Genomic DNA, 16,613 nt, shown 5'->3' with positions numbered 1-16,613 from the left:
ATGGTGAAGCAACCCAGTTCCGGCCGGGCGTCCGCCGGCCGGGCCAGGTATGGGCTGTGGCTGGCGGTGCTGTGGCTGGCGCTGGTCATCCCCGGTGGCTGGCCGGCAGCGCAAGCGGAAACGCGCCCATCCACTGACTGTTTTTCGCTCGCCGACCTTCCCCCGGAACAACGGACGCGCGCCGAAGCCTTGTTTCTGGCGATACTGGATTCCGAGGCGCTCTATACGGTTGCCGGCGACCTCAAGCCGATGAGCAGCGGCTACGTACGCTTCCAGTTCGATGTGGCCGCGCCGGACCTCGGCGAGATCGAGACGACTCGAACACTCCTGGCCCACTTCCGCTGTGGCGACCGCTTCTATGCGGATGTGCTGACCTTCGCGGCTATTCATGACGGCAAGCGTTACGCCGAAGGCGTCGTTTTCAACCGCGCGGCGCTCAGGCGCGCCGTCGGCGTGCATGCGGGCTACTTTGCGCCGTTGGGCATCACGCCCAACGCCCACCCCATGGACATGCTCAATAAGGTTGAACATGCTGACCGTTCGGCTCGGTGGCGCGGGTATGGGTATTTGTTCGGCTATCCAGACGCGGCAGTGGATTTCTTTGTCGCGGCGGGTGAAACCCAGGCGGCCACGGGCAAGTTCGTCGAGCGCGACTTCATGCACATTCCAACCTATGCCCGCGACACCGGCGCTTTCACTTGGGCCGTCGCCAAAGGGCACAGGGCGACCGAGGAAGAAGAACGGCTTCGCACGCGCGCGATGGCGATACTGGAAGACTATCGCAAGCGCCGCGCCGAGTTCATCGGGGATGGGAAACCCGGGGTCATTGAACTGTTGCGCGCGCTGACCGCACCGGCCCAGGCCAAGCCGGCCCGGGTGGCGCGGCACTCATCCTGACCACAGACCTTTCGCCAAACCAATGTTGCCTCAACCAGAATGGTGGCTCCACATCATCAACGCGCCCCGAACAACCAGCTTTGGTCTTCCCGCTGACCAGGCCTGGGTTGCCGTCGGCAGCGGAAGCGACTGCGACATCGTCGTTGACGAGCCGGACATTCAACAACTGGCCTTTCAACTCAACCGGCGACCGAATGGCGACCTGTGGCTCTACGTCCACCCGGCCTGGCTCTGGAGCCGGGCCGGGGCGCGGCGCGCCAACCTGCGCGAGTCCATCTTTCCGCTCGATGACCCGACGGTGATTGCCATGTCGAACGCCAGCACGCGGTTCATCCTCACCCGGCAGGCGACGCTTTCGGAAGCCGAACACGCAGCCTGCCTTGCCCAAGCCGAATGTGCCTGGGCGCAAAGCGGGATGCTTCCACTTCGCTCGTCGGGAAGTCTCCCGCTTTCACGCCCCGAAAGCGCGTCCGACCCGGACTGAACGCTAGCGCTCCGGTGACCGGACCGAGCGACAAAACGCCTGCATGCGCCGCGCGTCTTTCTTGCCCGGCGCGGATTCAACCCCGGAAGCGACATCCACGCCGTATGGTTGCCAGCGTTGGACGACGGCCGCGACGTTTTCCGCAGAGAGTCCCCCCGCAATGAAGGCTTGTCGTCCGGCCGCGGTCGTCTGCGCGGCTTCCCATAGGGGCTGAAGGCACAGTTCCCAGTCGAGAACCGGCCGGCGCTTGGGGCGATCAAACAGCAGGTGGGCGACGTTTTCCAACCGCGTCCAGGGGAGCACGTCGGCGGGCCGCGTTTCCGGCGTGACGGTCACGGCCCGGATGACCGGACAGGGCAAAGCAGCGGCAACCTCCAGTGGCTCGTCGCCATGGAGCTGGATCAGATCACACCCAATCGCGGCCACGACCGTTTGCATCCATTCGAGCGGCGCATCCTGAAACACGGCAACGGTTTGGCAGCGCCGGGCCACCGCCGCCACGATTTGCCGGGCGTCGTCGAGCGTGACCGACCGCACGCTCGATGGGGCAAAAATTAGTCCGAGGTAGTCCGCGCCGGCCGCGGCCGCGGCATCCGCATCGGCAACGCTTGTCACGCCACAGATTTTGACGCGCGTTCGCGGCTCAGAACGAGCATGAGACGACGGCGCATCCACTTGGTTTGCTTCCCTGGTGGTTTCGTCGCCCTGCGCCACACGCGGTTTCATCGCTCCAAAGCTCATGCCACGGTTCAGCCGGTTTGCCCGGGCCGGGGTCAGGACCCATTGGGTGCTGTCTCGCGCCGAAGCGCCAGCAGGCGCGGCAACCGCTGCGTGCCGCCGTAACCGGGAATGAGGTTGAGGCGAATTTCAGGCTGCCCGAACACCGCCGTTGGCTCGCTCACCGTATAGTGGCAGGCCATTTGAAACTCATTCCCGCCCCCAAGCGCCACCCCATTGACGGCGGCAATGACCGGCTTGCGCATCCGTTCAATTTTATCGAAGGCCAGGTGGGCGTTGTTCGGCAGCGGAGACGCTTCGGCAACGGTCTTGAAGTCAAGCAACTGCTTGACATCCGCGCCGGCCACGAACGACCGGGTGCCTTCGCCGGTGAAAATGACCACCTTCACGTCATCGCGCCGTTCGAGGTGTTCGATGACAGTGATCAGCTCATCCAGCGCGCGTTCATTGAGCGCGTTGACAGGCGGGTTGGTAATCGTCGCCAGCGCAATCCGCTGCGCGGCCTGGCCGTCGCCTGGCGGCACGATGTCAAAGTACTGCACGCGCACGTAACGATAGGTTTCAAAGACGCGGCTTTCCTCGCGCAGGCGCGTCTTTTCACGCCAGGCTTTGATTTTGGCGGCAATCTCGTCCAGCACTTCCGGGTTGCGGAGCGTCGTCGTGTCGCCCAGCGGCTCGTTGAAGAGCAGGCTCTTGAGGAAGCGCCGCATGTACTTGCCGCTGCGCGTTTCGGGAAAAGCCGTCACCGGAATGTAATCCGATGGGACGGCCGTCAATCCCTTTTCCTGCCGGACGAGTTCCGACAACCGCCGCTCATCGTCGGTCGTCAACTTGCGGCCCTCGGTCGTGAGAATGAAGGCGACCGGAGTCTGGCCTTTTTCACGGTGCGGCGCGCCAATGACGATGACGTTGCCGACGACCGAGTTTGGATTCATTTGCTTGTCGCGCAGAATGGCCCCCTCGATCTCTTCGGTGCCCAAACGATGGCCGCTGACATTGATCACATCATCCGAACGTCCATGGAGGCTGAAGCTGCCGTCGGCGTACTTCCGCGCAAAGTCGCCCTGGGTATAGGCCAGTGTCCCGGCCCACTTCGTCCAGTAGAGCTTCCGGTAGCGGTCAATATCGCCGCGCCAAGTCGGAACGACGCTCACGGCGTCAAGCCCATCGGCGATGGTGGTCTGGATGACCCGGAAGTTTTCGGTGTCACCCCAGACCGTCCGCGCCAAGTAGGGGTAGGGCTGGGTAATGACAATTTCGCCTTTTTCCTCGAACTCGGCCGGCCGATGACGCACGACACTCCCTTGCTCATTCGTTTCTTCGGCCACCCACACATCGCCCATGATCCACGGCAATGGATAGGTGTGCGCGTCGGGCCGCAGCGGGAAGTCGTCGTTGCCGTAGAAGTGCGTCCAGACGATGCCGCCGTGTTCGGTGGCCCAGTACGAGTTGATGTACTGCCGACAGAGCAAATCCATCCCGAACTGCTGCACGGCGGGCGAGGTCGGTTCGGCGCAGAAGGTCGCCACGTGGAGTGACGACACATCATAACGTTCCACGTCCGCGCGATGCTGGGGATCGGCCATGATCGCCTTGAGAAAGGTCGAACCCGCCTTGAAGATATTGACCCGGTAGCGTTCGATGATGGAGGCAAACCGTCCGGCGTTGGGGAACATCGGCGCGCCCTCGGTAATGACGCTCGTCACCCGCGTCGTCAACGCCGCCGAAATCAGGTAGCTCTGCCCGGTAATCCACCCTGGATCGGCAATGACATACATGACATCGCCCGGCTGGGCATCAAAGGCAACCTTCATCGTGTGGGCAATGCCGGCAACGTAACCGCCATGGACGTGAACGACGCCCTTGGGCTTGCCGGTGCTGCCCGACGTGTAGATGAAAAACAGCGGAAACTCGGCGGCCACCGGTGTCGGACGCGAGTGCGCATACAGCGTCCCGACCAAGTCGGCCGTCGGCAGAGCGAGCAGGTCGGCTTCGGTCGCAACGGCCAGTCCGCGCGCCTGGGCCGTCGCGATCAAGCGGCGCGCGGCGCCATCGAGCAACTCATGGGCCCAGCGGTCGCGCTCGGCGCGCCAGACGATGTCTTGACCGGTATGCTTCACCACGATGACGGCCGCCACCCGCGCCGGTGTCGTCACCAACGCCTTGGCCACCGCGGTGCGAATCATGGACTTTGCCTTGGCCGACAGCATGCGTAGTTCGCTAAGGCCAACCCCAACGCCCCGCATGGCATCTGCGCGCTCAACCGTGATGTCACCAGCAATTGCTTCCCTCACCGCCCGGCAAATATGCTCGATGACCGAATCGTGAAAATGCTCGCCCGACCACCCGAAGGTGGATTTTTCGGTGAGTAGTTCGAGCGTGTCCCGGACGATGTCCAGCACATCGTTGACGGGGACGTAATCATCGAGCGCTTTGTCGGTGTACGCTTCCTTGTAGGGCACAATCTGGGCGTTGCGGTACCCGCCATCCGAGGTGATGACGACCTTGGCGCCGGAGTCATGAATCCGGTCACTGAGCGTTTTGGCCGAAAAACCTCCAAATACGGGTGTGTAGATGATGCCCAATCGCTTGGCAGCTTCGGTAAAGTAAATCTGCTCCATGATGTTGGGCAGGTTGATGGCAATGCGGTCGCCGGCGCGGAGACCTAGGTCTTGCAGCACGAGCGCCGCCTTGACGGTTTCGAGCAGAAGCTGCTTGCGCGTGACCGGGAAAGCAACGACCGGGCCGCCGCGTCCATCGTCCAGGGACTGATCCCACCGGTCGCCCTCAAAGTAAAAGGCCACCTCATCGCCGTGACCGGCGAGGACGTGCCGATCCACCTCATTGAAGCAAGCGTTGGTCCAGCCACCGGCGAACCAACGATAGTACGGGGCGTCAGCCGCGTCGAAAGCCTGCGCCCAGGGAGTAAAATCGGAGACATCGAGCGATAGCGCGGCGCCGGTGCGGTAGTCATAGCCCGTCCACCGGGCAGCCGCTTCGTCGTAGGTGAGCCAGGCCGTCCGCTCTGGGTCGAACCAATGAATTTCGCGGCGCGCAATCGCACCATGAAACGCGCCTGGGTCCTCCTGGCAAGCCGCGCGCTGGGCTTGCCAGTCTGGCTGGGTACGAATGGGGTTGACCATGGAACGGGCCGATGGCATGGGTGCGCTCATGAACGAGAACTCTCCAACTCAAATATAGGATACCAGCGACGGCATTCACCCGAACCGACGCCGCGACTCGATAGGTTCAAACTAGGTCGGTTCGAACTAGATATGCTCGGCGAATGATTCCGACTGCCGGTTGAACGTGTATTGCCCACCGTAGAACACGGCGACCGCCAGCACAAACAGCCACAGCAATCGTTGTGGGTCAGGGACTTCACCATAGTAGAAGATTTGCTGGTAGCTGTAAAAAAGTCCGACGAGCGGATTATGTTCCACAATCCAGCGCGCCCGTTCGGGAATGGCCGTCAGTGGGTACATGATCGGCATCATGAAGAACAGGATCGTCACGATGTGGCCCAGCAAATGCTGGGTATCCCGAAAGGTCACGCTCAGGGCGGAAAGCGTCATGGTCAGCCCACAGAGCAGCACCACTTGAATCAGCACCAGAACCGGAAAGCACACCAGCCCCCATCCGACCGGCAGTTTGAAAAACAGAAGCAGAATCAGCAACAACGGCAGCGACAGCAGGTAGTTGACCATGCCTGCCAGCACCGGCACGAGCGGCAGCACCGGCGTTGGGAAAATGGTTTTTCCAACGTAGGACGCGCCCTCCAAAATCGAGGTCGAGCCCTGGAGCAGCGCCGTTGAGAACCATATCCACGGCAGCAGTCCGCTCAGAATAAACGCCGGATACGCGGCCGCGTTGACCTGAAGGAAATACCCAAAGACCACGCTGTAGGTCAGCATCAGCAGCAGCGGGTTGAGAAACGTCCAGAGAAAGCCAAGCACCGAGCCTTTGTAGCGGCCCCGCAAATCGCGCATGACGAGCGAATGAAGCAACCAGCCGTGGTCGCGGAAGACGCTCAGGCGCATCCGCGACATATCCCTCAAGTTCTGCAAGTACGACTCCCCCTGCCTTCTCTAGCTTTCGGCCAACATCTGCCGTAGCACATAGGGCAGAATTCCGCCGTGGCGGTAGTAGTCAATCTCAATCGGCGTATCGAGGCGAAGTTGAACCGGGACGCGCTCGACCGTGCCGTTGGCGCGTTCAATGACCAGCGTGACCATTTGACGCGGCGCAACGCCACCAGACAAACCTTCCAAACCGTATCGTTCCGTTCCATCGAGCGCCAACGACCGCGCGGTGACGCCATTGACAAACTGGCAGGGCAGGACGCCCATGCCGGCCAAATTGCTGCGGTGGATGCGCTCAAAGCTTTCGGCCACCACCACGCGCACCCCCAGCAATGCCGTCCCTTTCGCCGCCCAGTCGCGGGAACTGCCTGTGCCGTACTCCTTGCCGGCAAAAACGAACAGCGGGGTCTGGGATTCGGCATAGCGCATAGCGGCATCGTAAATCGCCATGGCTTCGCCAGTCGGCTGGTGCGCGGTCACGCCGCCTTCGGTTCCGGGAACCATGAGATTCTTGATCCGCACGTTGGCAAACGTGCCGCGCATCATGACTTCGTGGTTGCCGCGGCGCGCGCCGTAGCTGTTGAAGTCTGCCACGGCGACCTGGCGCGCTTGCAGGTACTGCCCGGCCGGAGACGTAGGCTTGATGCTCCCGGCAGGAGAAATATGGTCGGTCGTGACGGAGTCGCCAAAGATAGCCAGCGCCCGCCCGGCGTGAATGTCGGCAAAAGTACCTATGGAGAGGCTGAAATCGGCAAAAAACGGTGGCTCCTGAATATAGGTTGAAGCCGGTTGCCACTGATAGACCTGCCCGGCGACGGTTGGAATGGCGTTCCACAGGGGATGCTCGGCAGTGAAATCCGCATACAGCCGTCGGTACGTCTCACGCTCGAAGGCAGAGGCCAGAACGGCGGCAATGTCTTCCGTGGTCGGCCACACATCACGCAAATAGACCGGGCGGCCGGCATCGTCGTGACCCAGCGGTTCGCGGGTCAGGTCGAGCGTTACGCGCCCGGCCAGCGCAAAGGCGACGACCAGCGGCGGACTCATCAGAAAGTTCGCCTTGACGTTTGGGTGGACGCGGGCTTCAAAGTTGCGATTGCCCGACAGGACGCTCGCGGCAACCAGATTGTGGGCGGTGATGGTTTCTTCAATCGCCGGATCGAGCGGCCCGGAGTTGCCGATGCATGTCGTGCAGCCATACCCCACCACGTCGAACCCGACCTGCCGCAAATCGCGCAGGAGGCCGGTTGCCTCCAGGTAGGCCGTCACGGCCCGCGAGCCGGGCGCGAGTGAGGTTTTGACGGTCGGCCGGACGCGCAAGCCATGCGCGACGGCTTTCCGGGCCAGCAGTCCTGCCGCCAGCATGACGCTCGGATTCGACGTATTCGTGCAGGAAGTGATTGCCGCAATAACGACGTCGCCGTGGCCGAGGTCACCAAAGTAGGGATCGCTCACCGGCTGGCGTGCCGCAGTGTTTTCTTCCTGGATACCAAACCCGCCGGCGGTTGCTGGCTTGGCAAGTGTTTCACCAAAGGTCGTCGCCAGACGGTCCAGGGCAATCCGATCCTGCGGACGCTTCGGCCCGGCGACACTGGCTTCGACCGTTGCCAAATCCAGTTCGAGCACGGTCGAGTAGCGACAGGCTCCGGCGGCCGGGATGCCAAACAAACCCTGCGCCTCGAAGTAGTTGCGCACCGTTGCCACTTGCTCCGGGGCGCGTCCGGTGGCAAGCAGGTACTCGCAAGTTTTTTCATCCACGGGAAAGAAGCCCATCGTTGCGCCGTACTCGGGCGCCATGTTGGCAAGCGTCGCCCGGTCCGGGACACTCAGCGCCGCGGCGCCATCGCCGTGAAACTCGACGAACTTGCCGACCACGCCTGCCCGGCGCAGCATTTCGGTGATGGTCAGCACTAGGTCGGTCGCCGTGACGCCCTCGCGCAAGCGGCCCGTCAGGTTGACGCCGACGACATCGGGCGTCAGGAAGGATACCGGCTGCCCCAGCATGGCGGCTTCGGCCTCGATGCCACCCACGCCCCAGCCGACGATGCCCAGTCCGTTGATCATGGTCGTGTGCGAGTCCGTCCCTACCAGGGTGTCGGGAAAATACATGCCGTCCCGTGCCAGCACGCCCTGGGCAAGGTATTCCAGGTTGACCTGATGGCAGATGCCAATGCCCGGCGGAATGACCCGGAAGGTCTTGAACGCCTGCATGCCCCACTTCAAAAATTCATACCGCTCCCGATTCCGCTCAAACTCCAACTGCATGTTGAGCGTCAGCGGATCGGCCGGCGCACCGTTGCCACCGACCGTCGGCAAGCTTCGTTCGCGGCCGGTCACATCCACCTGGACGGAATGATCGATGACCAAATCCACCGGCACGAGCGGCTCAATCAGGGCCGGGTCGCGTCCCAGGCGTTCGAGCGCCGAGCGCATTGCCGCCAGGTCGCACAGCAGCGGGACGCCGGTGAAATCCTGAAGCAGCACGCGGGCAACGACGAACGGGATTTCAGCCGTTCGTTCAGCGACGGGTTGCCACTGCGCCAGGCGGCGCACATCGTCTTCTGTGATGCGGCGACCGTCACAGTTGCGCAGGACGGACTCCAGCACAATCCGCAGCGACACGGGCAGCGTCGCAATGTCGCCAAAACCGGCGGCTTCCAGGGCCGGGAGCGAGGCCAGGCGGCCGGTGTCGCCATTGCCAAGGGGAAACGGTCGAATCAGGGCAGTCAGGTCCATAGGCTGTCTTTCCACTTTGTATCTTTCGGAACACTCGTCAATGACTATCACAGCGCCAAGGTCAGAGGCGAGTCCCCACCTCCATCCGCAGGCGCTAGCGACCGCCGAGCAAACGGCGCAGGGGGGAGGTCAGCCGCCAGGAACGCGAGCCAAGCACGTTCTGGAGATACGTTTCAACTTGGCGACATTGGGCTTCCGCCTCGCCTAGTCGCTTCTCAAGCCGGTGACGTTCGTCCTCCACTTCACTGAGGCGTGCCCCAAGCTCAGCTTGTTTCTGGTGCGCCGCATGTAAACGCTGTTCAAAATCGGCGGCCTGCGCGGCCAGCATTCGTTCGGACATTCGTTCGGACTCCAGTTGCACTTCCCGCAATCGCTCCCGTAGTTCCAGCACCCGACACTGCATGGCCAGCGGGTCGAAGTCTTCCGTGCCCAGCGTTCGCAAAAGCCGAACCCACGGTTCAAAGCGCCGGTACTGTTGGGCGTTGGTGACGAGGCACCAGCGGGAAACGGCAAGCGCCGGATGAATGTCAGTCATGGTAAGCAGCATCGGGTCGCCTCCCTGCTGGCGACTGACGGCCATCAAGTCACCAATGTGCATTACATCGGCGGCGTCAAGTTGGCGGCCCAACACGCCATCGTAGGCCGCCAGCGACGGAACTTCCACCAGGCGATCAAACATTCCGACAAGGGGCGGATCGTCGCTTGGATCGAGGGTAAACAGCGTCGCGTACCGGCGCACGAAAGCAGCATCTTCCTCTTGCGCGATAGCCGTCAAAAACTGCGCCGGCCAGTGATTGAGGGTGTCGGGGTCAATGGGTTCAGCCGCGTCGAGCGCTGGCGTGGAGTTTGGCGACGCAAGGGTGAAGTCGCCGCGCAGCAGACCGCAGGCGCGAGTCAGATAGGCAATCCGCCGATCCAGGATGTGCATGGAGGAAGTGGCTTCGATGTGGCGGCCGTGAATGCTATCGTGTACCACACCTAACGATTCTACCTCGGAGTGCAAAGACGCTCGTATGTCCACGTTGCCTGTATCGCCCATAAAGTATGCCGTCATCGGCGGCAGTGGTTTTTACCGCATGGAAGCCTTTGAAGAAATAGAAGAGTTATTTCTCGATACGCCGTTCGGCAAGCCCTCCGATGCCATCATTACCGGGCGACTCGACGGCATCCCCATCGCCTTTCTTCCGCGCCACGGACGCGGACACCTCTTGCTGCCGTCAGAACTCCCGTTTCGGGCCAATATCTATGCGCTCAAAATGCTTGGCGTGGAGTTCGTCATCTCGATTTCCGCCGTCGGCTCGCTGCGGGAAGAACTCAAGCCCCTGGATGTCGTCATTCCCGATCAGTTTTTTGACCGGACCCGCGGCCGTACTGAGGAATCCACCTTTTTTGGCAACGGCATCGTCGCCCATGTCACGTTTGCCGACCCGGTGTGCCCACTGCTTTGCGACACGCTCGAAGCCGCTGCCCGCGAGCTGACCGATGTGACCGTCCACCGTGGAGGGACGTACCTGTGCATGGAAGGACCGGCCTTTTCAACCCGTGCCGAGTCGAACGTCTATCGGCAGTGGGGCATGGCCGTCATCGGCATGACGAACTTGCAGGAAGCCAAGCTCGCCCGTGAAGCCGAGATGAGCTACGCCACCCTGGCGATGGTCACGGATTATGACTGCTGGCACGAAGGCCATGCCGACGTCACGGTGGATATGGTGATTAGCTACCTCAACCGCAACGTCACGACGGCGCAAAAAATCGTCCGTGGCGCGCTGCGCCGCCTGGCAGCGACGAACCCAGCTTCGCCATACGCCTCGGCGCTCAAAAACGCCATCATGACGCGCCCGGATTTGGTTTTCCCGGAAACGCGCCGCCGGTTGGCCGCGATCATCGGGAAGTACCTGCCGCTATGAGACGGGCGGCGGGCAATGCCGATGCCACGCCAAAACCGCGAGGACCGAGGCAGCGGCGAAACGGACGCCCCCATCCGAGCGCCACACATCAACGCCGGGCTCCCACCAGCAAGGCACAGGCCTGCCGTGCCGCCGGCAGAACTGACCAGACGGCCGCCGGCAGGCCTACGTTCAGGGTGTTTCAGAACACGCTCTAAAACCAGCTCTCCCAAACCGGACCGGTCTGAACCACATGCAGGGTCACGGAAATGCGGTCACGATCGCCGGTAAAAGGTTCGATCCAGTGCAGGCGGTAACTGTCGAAGATCAAGGCATCGCCCACGCCGTAGGCAATGCTTTGGCTCGGCCGCGCCAACTGCGCCGGTGACGGGGTTTCATCACCTTCGAAGCGCGCTTCCCAGAGCCGAAGCCCTCCGCCGTCCACCGGTGGTTGGAGCATCACCACCAGGGTGAGCGCCGGTGTCTGTTCGGCAAGCTGTTCCGGCAACAGCCCTTCCGTGTCAAAGTGAATCTCGCCGCCCTGCTGGGCAACCCAGCTCCCCGCCGGGAAAATGTGAATCCCGGCCCCGCACCAGCCTTCCCGCTGGATGACCGGCCGCCCGACAACGGCCCGGGCAAGCTGTCGCATCCGGCGCTGAAGCCCTGGCGCGTAACGCTCGACCAGGGCATTGCGTTCGGCCGCTTCCGCGAAGTAGTCCGCTTCACGGCCCATCTCGAGGTCGGTGTACCAGGCGCGTCCCAACGAAAATTGCAAGCCGCCAAAGGCCTCAACCCAGTGTTCCCGCGCCGCGTACACGCTTGCCACCCACCGCGCGCACAGCGCAGGCTCCAGCCAGCCCCGCACCCGCACGGCCAGGTCAGAGGCGGACGGCAACATCGGCACCGTCACCTCACGGACGCCAAGCCAAGCCGTGCCAGCGCCGCTTGGCAACGAAGGGGCGTCAAACGTAGCCATGGTCGCGGAACCAGGTGACGGCATCGCGGAGCGCCGTCTCAATCGGCGTCTGCGGCAGCCCAAGGTACGTGACGGCGCGCGTGGCATCGTAATACATCGCATGGGCGGCCATGCGCGCCGAATCCAACGCCACCGTGGGTGAGCGTCCGGTCAGACGACTGATCACAAACTCATCCACCGCGCCCACGACGATCGGTAGCCAGTGTGGAAGCTTGCGCTTTGGGGCCGGCAGTCCCGTGATGGCAGATAGCAAATCCAGAATGGCCTTGAGCGTCAGGTTTTGACAGCCCAGGATGTACCGCTCGCCCACCCGTCCCTTTTCCGCAGCGCGCAGATGCCCAATGGCAACGTCGCGGACGTGAATCAGGTTCATGCCCGTGTCCACATAGGCCGGCATGCGCCCCTGCAAGAAACGCAGCACAATCTCGCCCGTCGGCGTCGGCTTGACGTCGTAGGGGCCAATTGGCGTGCTGGGGTTGACGATGATGACCGGCAGCCCCTCACGGGCGGCCTGACGCGCCAGTTGCTCAGATAAAAACTTCGACTTTTTATAGTCGCTGACGAGTTCCTCGACCGTGGTTTGAAAGGTCTCATCGGCAACCGCGCCATCCGGCGGGACGCCGATTGCCGCCACCGAGCTGGTGTGAACCACGCGCTTGACGCCGGCCGCGCGGGCCGCTTGCAGGATATGCCGCGTTCCCTCGACATTGGCGCGATAGATGGCGTCTCGGTCACGACGCAGCAGGCTGTAGTGGGCGGCGACATGGAAAACCCACTCACAGCCTTCCATGGCGCGGGTCAGGAGCGCCGGATCGTCCAGATCGCCCTCGACGAGGTCAAATACCAGGCCTTCCAGATTGCGTCGGTCGCCGTTGCGCCGGGCCAAAGCCCGGACTTCCGCACCGCCGGATAGCAGTTCACGCAGCACGCTTGCGCCGACAAATCCCGTGCCTCCCGTAAGAAAAACTTTCATGGTCGCGCCGTGATGGTAGGTGGCAACCACTACTCGACAATGGCAATGATGTTGGCCAGCCCAACGACTTGCCCCGACGCAAACCGTTCTGACGCCGAAAGCCGATTGAGGCAGGCCGCGCCTTCCGCTGTCAGTCGGAGTTCCACATCGCGGAGCGTCAGCACCCGCCCACCAATCAGTCGGGCAGGCAGTTGCGTCGTCGGCAAGGCGACCGTGCAGAGCGGGAAGGTATCGGCCAGTTCGCCTTCGACCACCAAGGTCGTCCACAGCAGGGGCAAACGGCCAACCGTGTCCATGCGAAAGCCGCGGAGGTCAACATCCGCCTTGGGGGTTTCAAGCGCCAGCCCGCCGCGCCAGACTACCGTGCCGCGTCCCGAAGCCAAGTCAAAGAGGCCGTCGGCCACCGGCAGCAGGACGGCATCGCCTTCCGTCGTCGAAGCGCCGACGGCATCGTAGGCGATATGTGCGCGCCGGAGCGCTCCCCGGAAAGCGTCGGAGAACTGAAGACGCACCCGTCCGCCCACGACCGTATGCACAGCCGTCGCCCGAATCGGGCGCGTTCCACCGTCTTGCTGGGCTTGTAAGGATAGCGTCAAGCTCACGCAGACGAGCAATGCCCAGAGGCCGTGCCGTCCCCATCGCCAAGTCTTTCGTAATTTCACGCGCCCACTACTCCTTTCAACACAGCCACAAGACGAGTCATTTCCGCCAAGATTGACGATTTTTTCGCTGACCGCAAGTCAGCCAACGCACTTACCCAACATTTATCTAGGAAATAGCCGCTTTTTGCATACGCCGACCTAGAACCGCAACTTGACGCCGATCTGAAGTTGGCGCGCGCCGAACACATCCCGCGGCGCGCCAAACTGAAGCGATGGATTCGGTGGAACGTCCAGGCGCGTACCACCATACGCTAGGTTCAAGTCACGGATGTTGACCCGATTGGCCGCGTTGAACACATCCAGCGTGATGTCCAGATGGAGGCGCTCGCTCAACAGTAAGCTGCGCCCAAGCCGGACGTCCACCGAGGCGAAACCCGGCCCGCGAAAGCTGTTGCGCGGCAGTAGTCCAGGCCGATCACTGTTCGGGTTGCCATCGCCGTTGAAATCGCCGCCGGCAAAAACGTTGAACGGACGCCCACTTTCCAACGCCAGCACCACAGCGCCCTGCCAGCCCCCCAGCCATCCGGCTTGGCGCGGCGTCTCGCCGGACAGCGTCGCCGCCAACCGATGCGTCGCATGCTGGCGCGAAAGAAACCGCTCCAGCGTCAGCCCTTCCGGGTAATCGGCCAGGTTGTTGACGGCATCCACCGTCGTGAGCGTTTTTGACCACGTGTGCGCGACCGACAACGACCACCCACGCCGCCAGGCGCGGTGGGCGGCAAAGAAACCACCATGATAACCACTCGTCCCGAGATTGTCGGTCACGAAAAAGTGTCCCAGTTCGGCAAAGCGTCGCCCGGCCAGAACGGGCTTGCCCGTCGGCAGCGTCCCCGTTTGAAAAGCATTGAGGTTGCCCGTATGACCGGGCAGCTTCAACGCCAGCACGCGCAAGTACGACGCCGACCACGTCACCCCCTGCCAGACATACTCGACGCCCGCCGCCAGATGCTGGGCATAGGGGTTGCGCAAGCGGCGGCTCAGATTGTCGGCGAAGCTGGCCGTTGCGCCGCTTTCCGCCGTCGGCAGTGGCAACGTCCCTGGCGGCAGCGCGCTGCCGACCGCAACGCCGTAACCCGCCGGAGCGCCCGGCGTCCCGCGCAGGAAAATATCCGCCGCCTGCGCCGCGCCGATCGGCGATGTCGCCGATGGGGGGCCACTGATGGTTGCCTGGCGGAAGCGCCCTGGAAAACGCGCGACCTCGGCAAAGAGCTGCGGCGCCGTCGCCACATCGCCGCGTGAAATCCACTCGGCGCCGAAGATCACCTGCCCTACGCTGGAAGCAATCCGGTCGGTAAACACGCCGTAACCGGCCCGCAGGACGCCGCGACCGCCTCCGAACCCCCAGGCCACCCCAACCCGGGGCTGGAGGTTGTTCCAATCCCGCCGGTCAAAAAAGCGGCGCGGGTAGGTCTCGACGTCGTACCGCAGGCCGAAGGTGACGGTCAGGGACGGGGTGGCCTGCCACTGATCCTGTCCAAACAGTCCGTACTGGGCATGGCTGAGCCGGGTTTGCACATTCGGCAACAGCGCGTCCGGCACCGGGCGCGTAAACGGAAAGGGAATGGGCGGCGCTGTGGCGGCGCCGGTGACGAATGGAAACCAGAAGGTACTTGGCTGTGGGTTGGGCTGACCGTCCGGGGTTTGATTGAGCAAGGCCGGAAGCAGCCCGCCAAAAATGATGCGGGCCGGATAGAACAAATCCCACCGCGCGGCGTCGTCCAGCCGCGACCAGTCACCGCCGACCTTGATGGTGTGCCTTCCCTTCAACTGCGTCAACGCCCCGGCCACCTGAAGGCGGTCTTCGCAGTAGCTGTCCACGTCCGACGTGCTTTTGCCCATCACGATGAGGTTGGGCAGTTCCAGCGCCGGTTCGGCGAAACGCGGACGAAACCTGAAATCGCGCCGCGCCCACTGCCCGCGTAACTCGCCCACCTGCATCGGCGTGAAGGCTATGGCATAGGTCGCGCTCAACGTTACGTCGGTGGTTTGGTTGTCCCGCGCCGTGGTCGAGGTTGGGGAGGCGCGCCCGCCGCCGCCCAGAAACCCCCGCGCCGTGCCGGCCAGCGCCGTGGCCCGCAGCGCCAGCGATTGACGGTCATCCGGCCGCCAGTCCACGCGCCCAAAACCCAGGTCGTAGTCGCCGGTGCGCAGTTGGTCAACGGTCTCCGGCGTCAACCCGTAATGCCGCCGAACAACGTTGATGGCAGCCAAGTTGGACAGAATCACCTGGGAAAAGCGATTCGACTCGGCCCGCCGCTGGCCTTCATAGCTGGCGAAGAAAAACCAGCGGTCGCGCTGCAACGGCCCACCCAGGGTCGCGCCAAACTGATGCTGGCGGAGTACCGACCGCGCGCCGGTCAGTAGCGGACGGGCGTTGACGGCGTCGTTGATCGCATAGCCATACAGGCTGCCGTGCAGGTGATTCGTTCCCGACTTCGTCAAGATGTTGACAAAGCCGCCGAGCGACCGTCCGTACTCGCTTTCAAAGGTGGCGTTGCTGACGCGAAACGCCTCGACGGCCTCGGTCGAAGGGGTGGCGCGGGGCAGACCGGTAACGGTCTGGACGTGATCCAGACCGTCGAGTTGCAGCAGGGTGTTGAGTTCGGTCTGTCCACCGAAAGCAATGCGCGGGGCCGCCGCTGCCCCAACGCCGATGTCCGGCTCCTTGAACGGGCCGCCGCCGACGTTTTCGCGCCCTGGGGTCACGCCCGGCGAAAGCTTGACCAAATCCACGAAGTTGCGTCCGGGCAGCGGAAGCGTTTGAATGTCGCGTTCACCGACCGTCCGGCTCTGGCCGGCGCGCGTGGTTTCGAGTTCGACCGGCTCGGCGCGCACTTCGGTGTCAAAGGTCGCCGCCGGCAACAGCACCAACGGCAGATGGCGCTGCTCGCCAAGCTGCACCGTCACCGAGGTTTCAACGGCCACGCCCAGGGTCGGGTGACGCGCGGTGACACGGTAGGTCGTCGGTTCGAGCGCCGTGAACGCATAGCGCCCCTGCGCATCCGAGCTGACTTCCCGAATGCGGTTGCGCCGCGTATCGTGAATCACCACCGTTGCGCCGGTAACCGGCAACTGGTTGTCATCGAGCACGCTCCCGGTCAGCGTCGCCAGGGTTGATTGCGCCGGCGTCACCGGGCCAACCGGAAAGACGGCCAGCAAGAGCAAGAACATCAAGCGTT

Annotated in this window: 12 protein-coding genes; 3 read left to right on the top strand and 9 right to left on the bottom strand. The window is 63.1% G+C overall.

From position 1 onward, the window contains the following. The gene (locus tag J8C06_RS12475; protein WP_211430481.1) at positions 1–897 is read left to right on the top strand and encodes a hypothetical protein; all 897 of its coding nucleotides are present in this window, start codon (positions 1–3) and stop codon (positions 895–897) included. 22 nt (positions 898–919) lie between these two features. After that, a complete protein-coding gene (locus tag J8C06_RS12470; RefSeq protein WP_211430480.1) occupies positions 920–1,381 on the top strand; it encodes an FHA domain-containing protein in 462 nt (153 codons plus the stop codon). A 3-nt stretch (positions 1,382–1,384) separates the two neighbouring features. Here the strand turns inward: J8C06_RS12470 and J8C06_RS12465 are convergent, their stop codons facing one another. The 5 genes from J8C06_RS12465 to J8C06_RS12445 all read right to left on the bottom strand — a co-directional run bounded on the left by J8C06_RS12465 (position 1,385) and on the right by J8C06_RS12445 (position 9,913). Then, on the bottom strand, positions 1,385–2,122 hold the full coding sequence (locus tag J8C06_RS12465) for a phosphoribosylanthranilate isomerase (RefSeq protein ID WP_211430479.1): 738 nt from the start codon (positions 2,120–2,122) through the stop codon (positions 1,385–1,387). A gap of 32 nt (positions 2,123–2,154) precedes the next feature. Beyond that, positions 2,155–5,292, bottom strand: coding sequence for an AMP-binding protein (locus J8C06_RS12460; protein WP_211430478.1), 3,138 nt, complete (start codon positions 5,290–5,292; stop codon positions 2,155–2,157). Positions 5,293–5,388: 96 nt separating this feature from the next. Then, entirely contained in the window at positions 5,389–6,186 is a 798-nt protein-coding gene (locus tag J8C06_RS12455) for an ABC transporter permease (RefSeq protein WP_211430477.1), read from the bottom strand. Between the two features lie 21 nt (positions 6,187–6,207). Next, positions 6,208–8,937 carry an aconitate hydratase AcnA gene (gene acnA, locus J8C06_RS12450; protein ID WP_211430476.1) on the bottom strand — a complete coding sequence of 910 codons (2,730 nt, stop codon included), beginning with the start codon at positions 8,935–8,937 and terminating at the stop codon, positions 6,208–6,210. Between the two features lie 94 nt (positions 8,938–9,031). Continuing rightward, positions 9,032–9,913, bottom strand: a complete 882-nt coding sequence (locus J8C06_RS12445; protein ID WP_211430475.1) for a tropomyosin — start codon at positions 9,911–9,913, stop codon at positions 9,032–9,034. A gap of 37 nt (positions 9,914–9,950) precedes the next feature. Between J8C06_RS12445 and mtnP the strand changes: the two genes are divergently transcribed. Beyond that, on the top strand, positions 9,951–10,844 hold the full coding sequence (gene mtnP / locus J8C06_RS12440) for an S-methyl-5'-thioadenosine phosphorylase (protein ID WP_211430474.1): 894 nt from the start codon (positions 9,951–9,953) through the stop codon (positions 10,842–10,844). A 193-nt stretch (positions 10,845–11,037) separates the two neighbouring features. On the opposite strand, the gene J8C06_RS12435 is transcribed toward mtnP, so the two are convergent. The 4 genes from J8C06_RS12435 to J8C06_RS12420 form a co-directional block, all read right to left on the bottom strand. Continuing rightward, complete coding sequence (locus J8C06_RS12435) at positions 11,038–11,799, bottom strand: phytanoyl-CoA dioxygenase family protein (RefSeq protein WP_211430473.1); 762 nt, start codon at positions 11,797–11,799, stop codon at positions 11,038–11,040. Then, a complete protein-coding gene (gene hpnA / locus J8C06_RS12430) occupies positions 11,786–12,772 on the bottom strand; it encodes a hopanoid-associated sugar epimerase (RefSeq protein WP_211430472.1) in 987 nt (328 codons plus the stop codon). Before hpnA ends, J8C06_RS12435 begins: the two co-directional genes overlap by 14 nt. 29 nt (positions 12,773–12,801) lie before the next feature. Beyond that, positions 12,802–13,434 (bottom strand): hypothetical protein, encoded by a 633-nt coding sequence (locus J8C06_RS12425; protein ID WP_211430471.1) that lies wholly within the window; start codon positions 13,432–13,434, stop codon positions 12,802–12,804. 138 nt (positions 13,435–13,572) lie between these two features. Then, positions 13,573–16,605, bottom strand: coding sequence for a TonB-dependent receptor (locus J8C06_RS12420; protein ID WP_211430470.1), 3,033 nt, complete (start codon positions 16,603–16,605; stop codon positions 13,573–13,575). Between the last annotated feature and the right edge of the window lie 8 nt (positions 16,606–16,613).

Source organism: Chloracidobacterium validum (assembly GCF_018304825.1).
Lineage (GTDB): Bacteria > Acidobacteriota > Blastocatellia > Chloracidobacteriales > Chloracidobacteriaceae > Chloracidobacterium > Chloracidobacterium validum.
The sequence above is the reverse complement of the archived record's forward strand: the minus strand, read 5'-3'. Positions and strand labels throughout refer to the sequence as shown.